This is a genomic window from Clostridium sp. (genome assembly GCF_050717515.1).
Lineage (GTDB): Bacteria > Bacillota > Clostridia > Clostridiales > Clostridiaceae > Clostridium_AD.
The window spans coordinates 136,841-151,798 of the sequence record NZ_JBOITL010000025.1 but is presented as its reverse complement, the minus strand read 5'-3'; the positions used below and the strand labels follow the sequence as shown (position 1 = coordinate 151,798).

General features: G+C 29.6%; 11 protein-coding genes. All 11 read right to left on the bottom strand.

Annotated elements, in window-relative coordinates:
• Nucleotides 1-2: 2 nt before the first annotated feature.
• A complete protein-coding gene (locus ACREV6_RS10200; RefSeq protein ID WP_431577902.1) occupies nucleotides 3-1,115 on the bottom strand; it encodes a Ger(x)C family spore germination protein in 1,113 nt (370 codons plus the stop codon).
• On the bottom strand, nucleotides 1,112-2,206 hold the full coding sequence (locus ACREV6_RS10195; RefSeq protein WP_431578257.1) for a GerAB/ArcD/ProY family transporter: 1,095 nt from the start codon (nucleotides 2,204-2,206) through the stop codon (nucleotides 1,112-1,114). Before ACREV6_RS10195 ends, ACREV6_RS10200 begins: the two co-directional genes overlap by 4 nt.
• 8 nt (nucleotides 2,207-2,214) lie before the next feature.
• Nucleotides 2,215-3,696, bottom strand: coding sequence for a spore germination protein (locus tag ACREV6_RS10190; RefSeq protein WP_431577901.1), 1,482 nt, complete (start codon nucleotides 3,694-3,696; stop codon nucleotides 2,215-2,217).
• Nucleotides 3,697-4,074: 378 nt separating this feature from the next.
• Nucleotides 4,075-4,242, bottom strand: coding sequence for a zinc-ribbon domain-containing protein (locus ACREV6_RS10185; protein WP_164956708.1), 168 nt, complete (start codon nucleotides 4,240-4,242; stop codon nucleotides 4,075-4,077).
• Nucleotides 4,243-4,510: 268 nt separating this feature from the next.
• Nucleotides 4,511-5,836 (bottom strand): sensor histidine kinase, encoded by a 1,326-nt coding sequence (locus tag ACREV6_RS10180; protein ID WP_431577900.1) that lies wholly within the window; start codon nucleotides 5,834-5,836, stop codon nucleotides 4,511-4,513.
• Between the two features lie 82 nt (nucleotides 5,837-5,918).
• Nucleotides 5,919-7,160 (bottom strand): hypothetical protein, encoded by a 1,242-nt coding sequence (locus tag ACREV6_RS10175; protein WP_431577899.1) that lies wholly within the window; start codon nucleotides 7,158-7,160, stop codon nucleotides 5,919-5,921.
• A 169-nt stretch (nucleotides 7,161-7,329) separates the two neighbouring features.
• Nucleotides 7,330-8,559 (bottom strand): aminopeptidase, encoded by a 1,230-nt coding sequence (locus ACREV6_RS10170; RefSeq protein WP_431577898.1) that lies wholly within the window; start codon nucleotides 8,557-8,559, stop codon nucleotides 7,330-7,332.
• A gap of 191 nt (nucleotides 8,560-8,750) precedes the next feature.
• Nucleotides 8,751-9,938 carry an MFS transporter gene (locus ACREV6_RS10165; RefSeq protein WP_431577897.1) on the bottom strand — a complete coding sequence of 396 codons (1,188 nt, stop codon included), beginning with the start codon at nucleotides 9,936-9,938 and terminating at the stop codon, nucleotides 8,751-8,753.
• Between the two features lie 17 nt (nucleotides 9,939-9,955).
• Entirely contained in the window at nucleotides 9,956-11,854 is a 1,899-nt protein-coding gene (gene abc-f, locus ACREV6_RS10160) for a ribosomal protection-like ABC-F family protein (RefSeq protein ID WP_431577896.1), read from the bottom strand.
• A gap of 192 nt (nucleotides 11,855-12,046) precedes the next feature.
• The gene (locus ACREV6_RS10155) at nucleotides 12,047-12,196 is read right to left on the bottom strand and encodes a hypothetical protein (RefSeq protein WP_431577895.1); all 150 of its coding nucleotides are present in this window, start codon (nucleotides 12,194-12,196) and stop codon (nucleotides 12,047-12,049) included.
• Between the two features lie 139 nt (nucleotides 12,197-12,335).
• Nucleotides 12,336-14,927, bottom strand: a complete 2,592-nt coding sequence (locus tag ACREV6_RS10150) for a transglutaminase-like domain-containing protein (protein WP_431577894.1) — start codon at nucleotides 14,925-14,927, stop codon at nucleotides 12,336-12,338.
• Between the last annotated feature and the right edge of the window lie 31 nt (nucleotides 14,928-14,958).

Genomic DNA, 14,958 nt, shown 5'->3' with positions numbered 1-14,958 from the left:
CCTTAATAATCTCCTCTACCCTGTAAATCCACCTTAGCCTTTACATTTACTTTAATATCTGCATTGGAAACCACCTCGTTCCAATTTTCGCCTTTTCGTCTTCCATAGGTTGCAGCCGCTTCTCTTCCCAGCCCAATACAGTCAATCTTATAATCATTTTGCATTGTTTTTATAAAATCATAACATTCTTTTTCTATACTTTTCGCCATGTTTTTTTCAAATTCTTTTTTTTTGTTTATATTTTTTATAATATCAACATACATTTCATTATTAGAAATTGTACCTGTAAATGATAAGTCAATAATGAAACTGTATTTATTTCCTTGCTTATAACACTTGATTTTTCTTATACCAGTTTTTGCATCAAAATCAATGTATTCTTTAGGACTCTTTTGTAGTGAAATTATCCCTTTTACTGCATCGTTTTTCAACACATTAAGAATCTTAGCATTTTTTATATCTGCAACTACTTCCATTTTATCCTGCTTAAAAATAGCCACACCAGTAATTTCTATTCCTTCTTCTGTTATATCTATATATGGAAGAACCAACTCTCTACCCTCAGCTCCAATCCTCACATATGCATCTATTAGTTTATAATTATTAGAAAAAAAACTGTAATCACCATAAGTTTCTATGAGCCCACCCACATACTCTGAAGAGTTGCTGTACCCCTTTTTCTGATATTTTAAGTAATCCTCTGTTTTCCCTTTGCATACTGCCATATAAGCCATATCATTTGCTTCTGAATTTCTAAATCTATCCTCTATTAAAGTTTTTAAACCATACCTTGCATAATCATCGCTAATCAATATTACCCGTTCATGGCCTTGGATAAACTTTTTATCCATCTGTTGTTGCCTTTTTTGAATTACTTCTCCTAAATTTTGACCTCCATCTTTAAATATTAAATTCACTTGGGTGCCACTAGGCTTATAAATATTTGTACTAATCGGTACAATATATTCAATGATATTTTCTCCTTTTCTCTCTATATCATAGCCAATGCCATTAATAATCGCTACATCTTCAATAGGAGCCCTGCCTTGCCCAAGCATAATAAATACATAAACAAAAATACCTATTATTATGACTATGTATTTTTTCTTATTCAATTTTTACCTCCTCCCTTAATAAATATACATACAGCAATAGCCGTCATATATACTAAGTTAAATATCACATAGTAAGGCATAATACTTTCACTAATGCTTTGTCTACTTATTTCATTGCCATATGTTAGGGCTAAATATACAAGAATTGGATATATTAAAAAACAAATTTTTTTCATTTCTATTTTAGGTTGAAAATCTTTTATAATATGCATACTTGCGTATCCGTTAATGCTCATACTTTTGAATGCAATTAAACTCCAAAAAGTCATAAAAACATATTTATAATTATTGATTACTGATACTGTTACACTTCCCATCACCAATAAAAGTGACCAATAGTTTTTACTCACAATATCCGGACCTAGATAATAAGTGGTTATAAAAACGCACCATGCATACAAAACTATAACTATAGCTACACTTATAATTGAAGAGCTCAGCATCTTATTTTTCTCTTTAAGAAAAGGATAAATCAGTAAAATTATTTCAGCTCCTGCATAACTAAAAACTGATTTCACAATTCCCTTTGATATTGAATTAATACCAGAACCAAATACAGGGGAAATATTCACCATATTGGCATCTCTCAGCGCTACTATAGTAGATAAAAGGAGAATTAATGTATAATAAAAAGAAATTTCACTAATTTTCCCTACTACTTTCAAACCTCTAGAAGCCGCATAAATAATGCAAATAAATAGGATAGCTATGATTTTAAAAGGAGTTAAAAATCCTACTATATAATTTCGCATTAAATTTGTATAATAACTAGCTATCATTGATGCAATAAAAATAAAATAAGTAGCAAAAATTAAATTAAACAGACTTCCAAAGACTTTACCAAAATATTTTTTGCTTAATACTAATATACTATCACCCGGAAACTTTTTGCTAATATAGCTAGCTATTATGACAACATACAAGGGATATATTCCCCCTATTAAAGTAGAAATCCATCCATCCTGATGAGCAACTTTTACTACACCATTGGGAAGTGATAAAACACCAACTCCAACAATGCTACCAAATATAATAAGTGCAAACTGATTTACAGTTAAGTAACTTTGTTTTTTACTCGCGCCTCCTTGCATTTCATTCACTACCTTTTTTTCTTAAACTTATTCCTAAAATTCGTCTGCCTTATTGGATTTCCATTGGGAATAGCCTCTGGCCGTTTGTTCATCTTCCACAAGGGTGCTCTAATAAAGGTATCCTTCATGTCACTTTTATGAAATTCAAAATATGGTACACCTAAACTATCTAAAGAGGAAAGATGAACTAAAATTAAAAACCATCCTACAGCTATTCCAAATACGCCCATAAGATTTGCTAGTATAAGCATGGGAAACCGTAACAATCTAATAGAAAGCGACATATCATAATTAGGTATTAAAAAAGTAGTGATTACTGTAATTCCTACTATAAGCAAGGTAGTAGGACTCACTATTTTAGATCTAATTGCAGTATCACCTATAATAATACCACCTACTAAACTTAAGGTTTGAGCTATTTTCGTAGGTAGTCTTAATCCACCCTCTCTTAAAAACTCTATAACTAATTCCATAGCCATAATCTCTAAAAATGGAGTTAAAGCAATTCCTACCCTTGATTGAACAATAGGGGTTACAAATTTTATGGGAATAAGTTCTACATTAAACTTTATTAATGTTAAATAAATAGAAGGCAGGGTAACAACAATAATTGCCGCCAAAATTCTAAGAAGTCTTGCAAAAGATGCTATCACAGTTCTTTGAGTATAATCCTCCGTGGCCTGGAAAAATTGCATGAATGTTGCTGGATATAAAAGAACCATTGGTGTTCCTTCTACAATAACAATTATTCTTCCCTCTAACATATTTCCAATAGCTCTATCTGGCCTCTCTGTACTATAGGCTTGTGGAAACATTGAATAAGTATAGTCTTCAATATATTGCTCTAGCTTTCCAACTGAAAGTACAGAGTCTACATCAATGGCTTCTATTCTGTTTTTTAATTCTTCCAATACCTGTTTATCTACTATATCGCCTATGTAAACCATTACCACGTCACTCTGAAGTCTTCTTCCTACATTAAATGACTCAATGGTGAGATTCTTATCCTTTACTTTTCTTCGAATAAGGCTAACATTTACTTCTAAATTTTCTACGAAACCATCTCTTGGACCTTTAGCTGCTGTTTCATTCATAGGCTCCATAATTGCCCTCTGTTGTCCCCCTGTAGTGTCAGCTATTATAACTTCTAGAGCGCCATTTATTAAAACTGCAGTTTTACCTCTTTTAAGATGATCAACCACTACATTTAAATCTAATTCTACGGATGTGTTGCTCATAGAAATATATCTTTTACAAAGATAATCTCCTATATTCGCCTTTCCATATAAATTTTCTCCTATATGAATCATCAGAGGATTTAATATGTCCCTATCAATAATATCCTTGTTTGTAATCCCATTAACATAGATAATAGCAGCTTCCAAAGGTTCATCCATACCAATATAAAAATGCTTTACTACCATAGGACTTTGCGTGCCGAGCCCAGCTCTGATCAAATCTATATTTCCATTTAGCTCTCCATTTTCCATTGCAATTACCATCCCCTTTTCTCATAGATAATCATAAATAGAATTATTAAAATTTAATTCCATTTTGTTTTTTATATTACATAGTTTCTCTTCTTTTAATTAAAATATCCACTTTTATTTCTCCTATGCTGTTTTTGAATGTATTCCTACTGAAATAATAGATACTATATCTACAACGTAATATAAGAGCACTAGATTTTTACTACATAACAGTATTCTATCCACTGCTCTTATATATGATGAATTCTCAATATTTTTTATTTTGTTTATGACTAAATTATAAAAAATAAATTTCGAATAATTATCTTAATATTATGTCAAATTATATAAAAAACCCTATAAGATTAATTCTTATAGGGTATGCATTACTTATTCATACTATCTTTTGAATGATGGCTTGTTGTTTTGTTGTTTTCTTGCTTTTCTACACTCAACGCATCTTTGTGGTTCATTTTCGAATCCTTTTTCTTTGTAAAAAGCTTGTTCGCCCTCAGTGAATACAAATTCTTTCCCACAGTCTTTGCAAATAAGATTTTTGTCTGCCATTTTAAATATTCCCCCTTTTATTTGAAAATTAAGATCTAAATTTGATTAACAATAATTTCCTAAACAAAAGAGGATATGTTGTTTATCAGATTAGATTCTTCTACATAATAATTTTTCATCACCATGTATATACTTATTTTAACATATTTAAAAAAATTTACAATATATATTTGTATATTGTGTTTAATTTTTTCAATTAAATATTGCCACTTAAAAATCATGTCGCCCTGTTTATTTTGAATTAAAATGTGATTATATCATTATAATTTTATGAATATATATCAGAAAATTCAATACTTATCCTTTCTACATTGCTGTGAATGGATGCGGCAACTTCTTCTTGAACATAAGATTGTTCTTCTACTACTAATACTGGGAATTCCATTATAAATTCGCTTCCAATCCCAAGACTGCTTTCCAAATTAATTGTTCCCTTATGAAGTTCTACAATTGCTTTTACTAGTGAAAGTCCAATTCCACTTCCCTCTGCTTCTCTCCTTAAAATAGAATCCACTTGTGTAAATCTGTCAAATACTTTTTCCTTCATATCTGATGGTATTCCTATACCAGTATCTTTTACAGAAATCAGTATACTTTCCCCTTTATCATATATGCTCACTATTATAGTCCCACCACATTCTGTAAACTTTATAGAGTTAGAAAGTAAGTTTAACATAACTCTTTCAAGTTTTTCTGCATCACAGGAAACTATTTTTTCTTCTATTTCTGTATCAAATATAAGTTGAATTCCTTTGCTCTCTACGAATTCTGCAATAGAAAGAGTAATATTTTCTACCACACTAACAATATTATAATTTTTATACTCCATATGCATAAACCCTGAATCAAACTTACTAATATCGATTAAATTATTAATTAGTTTTACCAGTCTAAAGCAATTTTGCTTAGATATATTCATATACTTTTTTAGTTTTTCATGATTAGTACAAAATTCTTCCTGACAAAAAGTTTTATCTACTAATTGAACAACACCTAATATTATATTTAAAGGTGTTTTCAATTCATGCGATATGGTACTAAAAAATTGATCCTTATTGTTTTCATATTCCTTTGCCTTTTCTATTAAATTTTCTTTTATCTTAACTTCCTTCTGCAACTGGTCTATTTGTATTTTTTCTGTAATGTCTCTAAAATTCCAAACCATACCACTAGATTTATTTTCTATTATTAACGGTTGAACTAACAATTCAAATACTCTTCCATCTTTAAAATTAATAAAATCTATTTCCCTTTGCAAAGCATTAAGTTTTGCTTTTATACTTATATCAAGTTCATTTGGATCCGATAATTGATTTCTAGCATAATTAATCATTTCTATATTATTATTTCTCTCTAAAATTTCTTCAGACATTCCCCACATGTTAGCGAATTTATTGTTATTGTGAATTTTTCTTCCATCTTTATTCACAACTAAAATACCATCACCAGTTGAATCTAATATAGATTGAAGTATTTTCTTTTCTTTTACCATCTCTTTCTTTACTGTTGTAAGTTTCAAAATATTTGTAAAAAGGAAAAAAATAATAAGTATTAAAAAAATAACTATAAAAGCAATATGAGCATATAGAATCATATCTAATTTTATCCCCCTTTTGATACAATAATTACCATACTATATAATTACACATAAATACATTTTTTCCTCTATTTATAGTTTAAAATAAAACTAAATAATCATCAAAAACTGTATGTTCACTTTTATATGTATGTATTTTATTTGTTTCCATATCAATAATAGACGTACTTTGTCCCTCTCTACTAGTAGAAGTAATTAAATAACGACTATTTATACACCCCTTTGGATATCCTAATTTTTTTTCATAAGTATAATCAATATTACCATTTATAATTTCTTTCACTTTTAATTGCTTATCAGAAATAATACTTTGTCTAAAAACAACTTTATACTTTCCATCTAAGTTCCAAGAAAAAGCGGAAGAATTTATAAATGCACCACCCTCACATTCTGAAAGTAATGCAATAGTGCTTTTTTCAAAACTTTTCTTGTTTAATATAATCATAGCGTCACTATTTTTTTTCCCAAACTTATTTACTTCATAATATATGTTGTCTTTATCTACTCCAGAAAAAAACTCATAACCATCAAGCCCCTGACTTTCAATATCTACAAAGCTTAATTTTTTATAGCTACCTTCAATTTCACTAATGAATTTTTTTAATGTTAAGTATTTAAGACTATCCCAGTAAAAAAATTGATCTCTTTTAGATTTTCTTCCCCTATGCACCTCATTATATATTTGCTCTTTATCATAAGGTTCTAAATAATTTTCTTCATAAACTACACATTGTTCATTTTTTAAAGCGGTCTTAAAAAATACGGAGCGGACTCCCCTTAAGAACGCTTTATCCTTTACTTCAAAATTCTCACCACTATTTACATTATAAAGTATTGCCTTTTCATACCCATAACTTTCAATGGGCGTTTTAAAACTCTCAAATTCTTCAAATGTTAAATTATGTTCTTCCTTGAAAAATACTAAAAATTTAGCCACATCTAATTTTTCTAATAGCAAACTATCAAATCGCGTGTCCATTTCAAATTTAAATACTGATGTAATCTCAGATGTATTAATGTTAACACTATTCAATGTATATTCATTAATTAAAAGTTGTTTTTTAACAGTAACATAGTAAAAACCATCTTCTCCTTCTACTTCCTTTTGCTGAAAAAAATCTAGTAATATTTTTTCACTCCCTACATTAATAGAAGACATTTCTTTATTCTGAATATTATAAGTGTAATAATTTGTAATGTCTGAGTCCTTAAATAAGTCATCAAAAACTTTTACCGTTTCCCTTAAAAAGAGTTTTCCTTCTAATTTGCAAACAGGTTCTAGCTTCTTATCTAACATTTTTTTCAAATCAATTATTTCCATTGTCTACTCCTTATTATCTTATTTATTATATACATTGTAATTATTTACATGTATTTGTGTTTTATTCAGAAAAATATAGATAATAAAAAAATAACAAGTCGGTATGATAACATACTTACTTGTTATTTTTTATGATATTTAAATCATCACTTGCTACGCTGACATATGGTTAAAATGCAAAATTCCCATTTTTAAATACAGGTATTTCACTTCCATCTGCTTTAATCCCTATTATTTGCAGGTCTTCTGTGCCAACCATAAAATCTTCATGCACAGTGGAATCATTAACTCCTGATTTTGAAAGCTCCTCGTCACTTAAATTTTCACCATTTTTTATACATACTGGATATGCTTTACCGATAGCCAAATGACAAGAGGCATTTTCATCAAAAAGTGTATTGTAAAACAGTATATTTGAATTTGATATAGGGGAATCATATGGTACTAGTGCTACTTCACCAAGATAATGTGATCCTTCATCAGTTTCAATTATGCTCTTTAAAATATCGTAACCCTTTTCTGCTTTGAAATCTACAATTTTCCCATCCTTAAAAGTAATGGAAAATTTTTCAATTAAGTTCCCATTATAGTTTAAAGGTTTTGAGCAAAATACTGTTCCATTAACTCCATTTTTTTTAGGAAGTGTAAATACCTCTTCAGTCGGCATATTAGCTATAAACTCTACGCCCTCTGGTGAATATTCCGATCCTCCAAGCCATAAATGATTTTCTGGAAGTTCAATGAGAAGATCAGTTCCCAATGAATTTTTATATTTTAGGTATTTAAAGTTACTGCCATTTAAAAAATCCATGCTTTTCTTTAGATTGCTTTTGTGTGTTTCCCATGAAGCAACAGGGTCGATTGTATCTACTCTTACTGTTTTAAATATAGCATCCCAAAGTTTTTCCACTGACGCTTCCTCTGATAATTCTGGAAAAACTTTTTTTGCCCAGGCTATAGTTGGAATTGATGCAACACACCAAACATTTCTATTGCTCATAAGCCTATCTCTATATTCTTTTATTGCATTACTAGCTGCTTTATTTGATTTCGCCATCCTCTCAGGGTTAACATCCTTCATAAGTTCAGGGTCAGAGGCTAAAATACTTAAAAAAGCAGCTCCCTTGCGTACATTTGACAAGTAAAAATCTCTCTGCCAGTCTGGATATTCTTCAAAAACCTCTTCTGGAGCATGCATGAATTTGATTTTTGAAGATAATTCATCCACCCAATTTATAACTACCTCTCTAGCACCTTCAACATAAGCAATTTTAGATAGAGTTCTAGCAAAATCAGCACACTCTATAGGAGATTTGATTACAAGTGTTTGATCCTTTTGAATATTAATTCCCGTTTTCACCAATAAAAGAGCATATTTTTCTAATAATTCATTTTTCACAATAAAACTCCTCCTTCTACAATCTAAATATGTGTCTTCTGAAATAAACTAACCACTATACTATCTAGCAATTCTTTGAAATTCCTAATTTAAATACTATTATAAGTCTAATTATGATATTTTAACATATACTTTGAGAAAGTAATATCACAAAAGGTCATTTTAGGGTATTTAAAGTGATTTATTTAAAATTATCTATTTTTTTTATTACACCTAAGAACAATAATATTTATAACTGCCATAATAGTTGCTACCATAGCTAAAACCTGAAATGCAATTTGCAAAGAAAATTCATCTCCAAGTTTACCTATAATAGGGAATAACACTATCATGTATAAACTAAATATCATGCTTGCCATTGAAAGTATTGTGGCCCTCTTCTCTGAAGGTATTAATTTATTTATATAATCTCCAACTGCTACAAAAACAATAGAATCTATAGTATTTATTACTATAAAAAATATACAATAGTATTTACTTAAGGCGACTCCCCATATACACATAGCTATAATTATAGGAAATAATGATACGATTACTTTCTCCCCTATTTTTCTCTCAATTTTATGTGTTTGAGATGCTGTAATCGCAGCTGCTAATGCTGAAATAGCTAGTATTACACCTATATTTCCTTTTGAAATCCCCTTATCCAATAAGTAGTTCTGAAAATAAAAGAATATACTTGCATTGAACATAAAAATCCCTTGGGAAAACACAATTAAAAATGCTAGTTTTTTATTTCCAGCTATAATGTGAAAACTCTCAACTACTTGGTTTTTTAATATTTTGAAGCTCTTCTCTTCAATTTTTATTTTAATATTAGGTTCAGTAAAAGAAAAGGCTTGGATTATAGATCCCATGCTAACTAATATAGTTATACCATAAGCATAAATATAACCATAATTAGATAAAAAACCACCAACTAATAGCCCACAGGTATGAGCCGTTTGCGTTATTATTTCATTTATACCTAATGTCTTCATATATTTTTTTTCTTCACCTATTTCTTTTAAAGAATCATATAATAACGCTTCCCCTGCACCTGATTCTAAATTGTAAGACAATGCTGATACTATAAATCCTACTACAAAGCCCCAAAAACTATTTGAATATATTAATATAATAGCAGCTATTAATGCGCTGATTCTCCCACATATTCTACTAGCTTTTCTTCCCCAAACATCCGCTACTGCTCCAGTAGGTATTTCCATTAGAAATGAAGTTATATGAAAGATAGCTTCTACCAATCCAACTTCCGCCAAAGATAAACCTTTTGATGCTAAATATATCATCCATATTCCGCGTGTAAGATCAAATCTATTAATAAAAGTAAAGATATAATTTTTAAATACGTTTTTTCTTAATTTATTTATATGTTCCATTTTGCCACCCCCCACTATTAAGAGTTTTCTATTTCCATCCACTTTTCAATGGCTTTATCTAATTGTTCTTGAACTTTTTCTTTTTCTTTACCTAGCTCTAACAATTTTTCATATTCACGGCCCTTTTGATTCATTTCAATATCTATCTCTTTAAGTTTTGCTTCAAGGTCTTGTATTCTACTTTCTAAGGTTTCTACTTCCCTTAGTTTATTATTGCTTGTTTGTTTTTGAGTGTTTTCTCTATATTTTAACTTTTTCTCTTTTTCCTTATTAGGAGTCTCTATTTTATTTCGCTTAAATTCATTTTTCTTTTCTTTGTAATATTCATAATTTCCCTGGTAACTTACAATCTTTTTATCTTCTATTTCACATATTCTTACTGCAAGCTTATTTATGAAAAATCTATCATGAGATATAAATAATATAGTTCCACTAAATTCCATTAAAGCTTCTTCAAGATTTTCTCTTGAATCTATATCCAAATGATTTGTAGGTTCATCAAGTATCAATACATTTATATCATTTTGAATTAGTTTGCAAAGCTTAAGTCTACTTTTTTCTCCTCCTGAAAGATTTTTAACCTTTTTGAAAACACTCTCCCCATAAAATAAAAATTTAGCAAGTATTCCTCTAGCTGGGCCTTCCAAGATAAACATATCCTCTCTAAAAGCATCAATCACAGTTAAATCTTCATTATTAAAAATTATATTTTGAGGAAGATATCCTATTTTGGTGTTAGACCCTAACTTGACTTCGCCATAATCCCCCTGAACTTCACCTAAAAGTGTTTTTATAATAGTTGATTTACCGCTTCCATTATCTCCTAATAAAGCAGTACGCTCACCATATCTAATATCTAAATTTAAATCCTCTAATATTTGCTTTTGGTCAAAGCTTTTACATAAACCTTTAATACTTACTACATCCCTGCCAGATCTATCAGTCTCCCCAAAATCCAATTGAATTTTAGGTTGATTTATTATTGGCTTATCAACTCTTACTACTTTATCTAACCTTTTTTGCATACTTGCTGCCCTTTTAAAGAATTTTTCGTTATCCGCCTGAATAGCCCATTCCCTTAATTGCTTTATAGCTTTTTCCATAGCCTTTATTTTTTTCTGTTGATCTTTAAATGCTTCAAATTGTTCAACAACCCTTCTTTCCTTTTCTTTTACGTAATAAGAATAATTACCATTATAAAGTGAAGTTTCCCCATCCTCAATTTCAACTATTTTTGTTACAACTCTATCCAAAAAATATCTATCATGTGAAATAACTATTACTGTACCTTTGTACCCCTTAAGATAAGTTTCAAGCCATTCTATAGATGTTACGTCTAAATGATTTGAAGGTTCATCTAGAAGAAGTATGTCTGGATTTTCAAGTAAAATTTTCCCTAATATTACTATGGTTTTTTCACCACCACTTAGACTTATAAATTCTCTACTTAAAAACTCCTCAGTAAACTTTAATCCAGTACATACCTTACTCATTTTTTCTTCTATTTCATAACCACCTTTTGCTTCATAAAGTTCATTTTGCTTACCATATTTTCTTAATGCATATTCTAATTCACTGTCCTTTAAACTCGCCATTTGCTCTTCTAATATTTTAAGTTCCCTATTTATTTGGTATTGAATTTGGAAAGCAATTTTTAAAACATCTATTACTTTAAACTGCAGCGGATAATCTGGTATTTGATGTAAATATCCTACAGTAGCATTTTTCCTTATGGATATGCTACCTTTATCTTGGCTTTCCACACCAGCAATAATTTTAAAAACTGTAGTTTTACCACATCCATTTCTCCCTATTAACCCAACTCTTTCTCCATTTTGAACTTCGAAAGTAATATTTTCAAAAATCCTATTACCTCCAAAATATTTTTCTACTTCTTTTAACGCAAGTTCTATCATTATTAATTCCTCCTCTGTATTTACAATATAGATTTTGACTCGCAAAATAATAAAACCCCAGCAAGAAGCCCTTGCCGGAGTTTTGTATTTTGATTTTTCTAAATCAGTTAAACTAATCCATTATATAATCGCAGTAAAAAACCAGGCAAGACAATCCCCACCTGGTTTCAAAATAACATAATTATAATGTATTTAAGGCAAAGATAACTCACTTCTTTTTAGTGATATATTCAATTTTGGACAGACTTCTCCCGTAAAATTGAAATCAGTATGCGTAATTCCAGATAATGCCATCGGTAGTCTATCTAAAATTGTATTTTCTAAAAAGAGCTTAGCCATCATTTTCACCTCCGTATATTAAAAACTAATTAATCCAATATTACCATAAATTTTATTAAATATCAATATTGGAATTTTTTATTTATTATTATACTGTTTTTTATTTTTTCAAGTAGCCACATTTTTTTTATAAGTTCAGTAATTATGACTTTATAATTTTAATTAACATATCTCCTATACCCACATTATATCCACTACAGGCATAGATTCCATTTATACATTTATTGTTAATTTCTTGATCATTATTGCAATTATTAGAAACAAGCACCAAAGGAAGTTTATCTGGATCTAAATACATTCTTCTAGCTATGGCATTTACATTTTCAGTAAAATCATCAAAATAAGTTTTTATGCTTGGAATTAGTTCATACACTCTTTGTAATGTTTTATTCTGCTTTGCAGAAGTGTCTCTTAGCACAAATATAATTTGTCCCTTTATATTTTTAAAATCTTGTTGCCGTTCTATCATTTCATTTAGGATATGCTCCGCAGGCTCTTTGCCTGCTTCTATCCATATAATGATGCTTTTTTCATCTTTTATTAAATCAGTGGCATGTATTAAATTTCTATTATTATCCCTAAGCCTAAAATCTTGAAGCTCATAATTTTCCAACATGTCTGAAAGTTTCGCATCTCTAAGGCTTATATTTATAGATTTTGTTTTTTTGTGCTTAACCTCAAAAGTATGCTTATTTACAAATGTGCTTCCATTAGGTAATCTGTTGGTGGTTAAAATTCTATAATACCCAGCAGCAACAGTAATATTTACTTTATTGCCCGGTAATATATCCTTACTTAAAACAAGGGTTCTATACACTCCATTTTCTAATAATGCTATAGTCCAATTCTGATAGTACTTAATCTCTATTTTACTCCTATTATTAATTATAACCTGAGAATTTACTGAGTTATATTTATCCTCTACCTTTATAAAGCTTCCGCGACTTTCATTATAATATTTATAATATTCTATAGATAAATCACTATTATTTATCCTAGCAGGTATACCTATGCTTCTGCATATAGCAACAAAAAAAATCTTCTTAGACATAAGACTACCCCTTCCCATTTTAAGTACTGCTGCAGGGGTGGCATATAACTCTTCATAGTCATACTCTTGAAGTTCTGCTATATTTTCCTTAATATAATTCCATACCTTTGTAGGATTTTTTATAAAGCTATCTTTTATATTACTAGTAAAATAGTTAATAATAGGTTGCCTAAAATCCGTAATTTTTTCCAGGTATATTCTTGGACAAAGTATATATTCATAAAATATTTTTTTAGGATAATTTCCCTCAAAACCATCAATACTATTAATGTGAGAATTTAATATGCTGCATCTGATGTCTACATAATCCTTGTTTGATAAACACATTAATAAATCTATCCTCTTTTTTAAGTCCTCATCATTAAGATTATAATTTAAAAATTGTAATATTTCAGTATAGTTTCCCATAGCAGCTAATAGTATATCTCTAATTTCAGAATCATATTTACCTAAATACTTAATTTTGTCTATAGCCGCCATTATTTTATTGTTCTTTTCTTCTCGAGTTTTATTGCAATATTCAAATCTCTTTTTTCCTGTGTCTTTTTCTTCTTCTGTTATGTTGTAAGGCAAAGCCCTTTTATCAACTGGAGGTACTATATCAATTTTTTGTCCATGCATTTCCTTTTCATAATCTACTGCATCATCAATGTTAAATATGATTTCCGTGGAGACTCTTGTATCAACCATTTTATAAATAAATCTACCATATTTCACTACATAAATAGCTATGGTTCCAAGTCCAATATTTATGTAGGCTAATCCTTTTTCATCTGTGCACAATATTGCTACAGGTGTTAATTCAGAATAGTTAAGCACTTCAAATCTCACTACAGCGCCCTCTACAGGCACATTTTTTGAATTTATAACCTTAACATAAAAAGCTTTTGAATCAGCATATTTACTAATATTGTTAATAGTTGTTACTGCCTTATTCTTTGATATTATATCCTCATTTTTGCAATAACCTGAAAATACCCTACTATGAATAACCATGGCTCTAGAAGCTGCTGTGGTAAACCACCCTTTGTCCAACATTGGTTCTGGCTCGCATGCTCCCAGATAGTGCCACCGTCCATCACACCATGCCTCTACCCAAGCATGGTTATCATCACAATGAGCCCATCTCGGAGTATATATCTGCCTTGCTGGTATTCCCACACTTCGAAGAGCCGTAACTGTAAAAGTAGATTCTTCTCCACACCTTCCATATGAACATTTTAATACTGTGAGAGGTGAGGCTGTTCTTTCATCCGTTGATTTATATGTTGCATTCTCAGCGCACCAATAGTTAACTTCTAAAACCGCCTTATACATGCTTTTATTTTCTAATCTATGATATATCATATCATAAAATATTTTTCTACAGTCTTCTATAGCCTCATTATTAATGCGGTAGTGAAGCACATAATTCAAAAAAATATCTTCAGGAATTTTATCACCCCAAGGAGTATTTGCCCTTAAAAGTACAGCATGTTTAACATATTTATAAAAAAGTTCAAAATCATAATTAGAGATGTCACTTATAGTCATTGTAGAATATAAATATTCCATTAAAAACCTATCCTCTTCCTTACATAAGGAAAGCTTATAAAGTATATCCTCTCTTTTATATCCAAATAAGTCTAATGATTCTATGAATTTAGAATTTATATATTGTTTTACCTCCTCTGTATATACCATATTCCATCTCCTTTTACACATTCTATACTCA

Bases quoted from the DNA above. Each gene is read 5' to 3' on its own strand.
- ACREV6_RS10195 (WP_431578257.1), bottom strand. From the start codon at position 2,206: ATGCAAGGAGGCGCGAGTAAAAAACAAAGTTACTTAACTGTAAATCAG.
- ACREV6_RS10190 (WP_431577901.1), bottom strand. From the start codon at position 3,696: ATGGAAAATGGAGAGCTAAATGGAAATATAGATTTGATCAGAGCTGGG.
- ACREV6_RS10185 (WP_164956708.1), bottom strand. From the start codon at position 4,242: ATGGCAGACAAAAATCTTATTTGCAAAGACTGTGGGAAAGAATTTGTA.
- ACREV6_RS10180 (WP_431577900.1), bottom strand. From the start codon at position 5,836: ATGATTCTATATGCTCATATTGCTTTTATAGTTATTTTTTTAATACTT.
- ACREV6_RS10175 (WP_431577899.1), bottom strand. From the start codon at position 7,160: ATGGAAATAATTGATTTGAAAAAAATGTTAGATAAGAAGCTAGAACCT.
- ACREV6_RS10165 (WP_431577897.1), bottom strand. From the start codon at position 9,938: ATGGAACATATAAATAAATTAAGAAAAAACGTATTTAAAAATTATATC.
- abc-f (WP_431577896.1), bottom strand. From the start codon at position 11,854: ATGATAGAACTTGCGTTAAAAGAAGTAGAAAAATATTTTGGAGGTAAT.
- ACREV6_RS10155 (WP_431577895.1), bottom strand. From the start codon at position 12,196: ATGATGGCTAAGCTCTTTTTAGAAAATACAATTTTAGATAGACTACCG.
- ACREV6_RS10150 (WP_431577894.1), bottom strand. From the start codon at position 14,927: ATGGTATATACAGAGGAGGTAAAACAATATATAAATTCTAAATTCATA.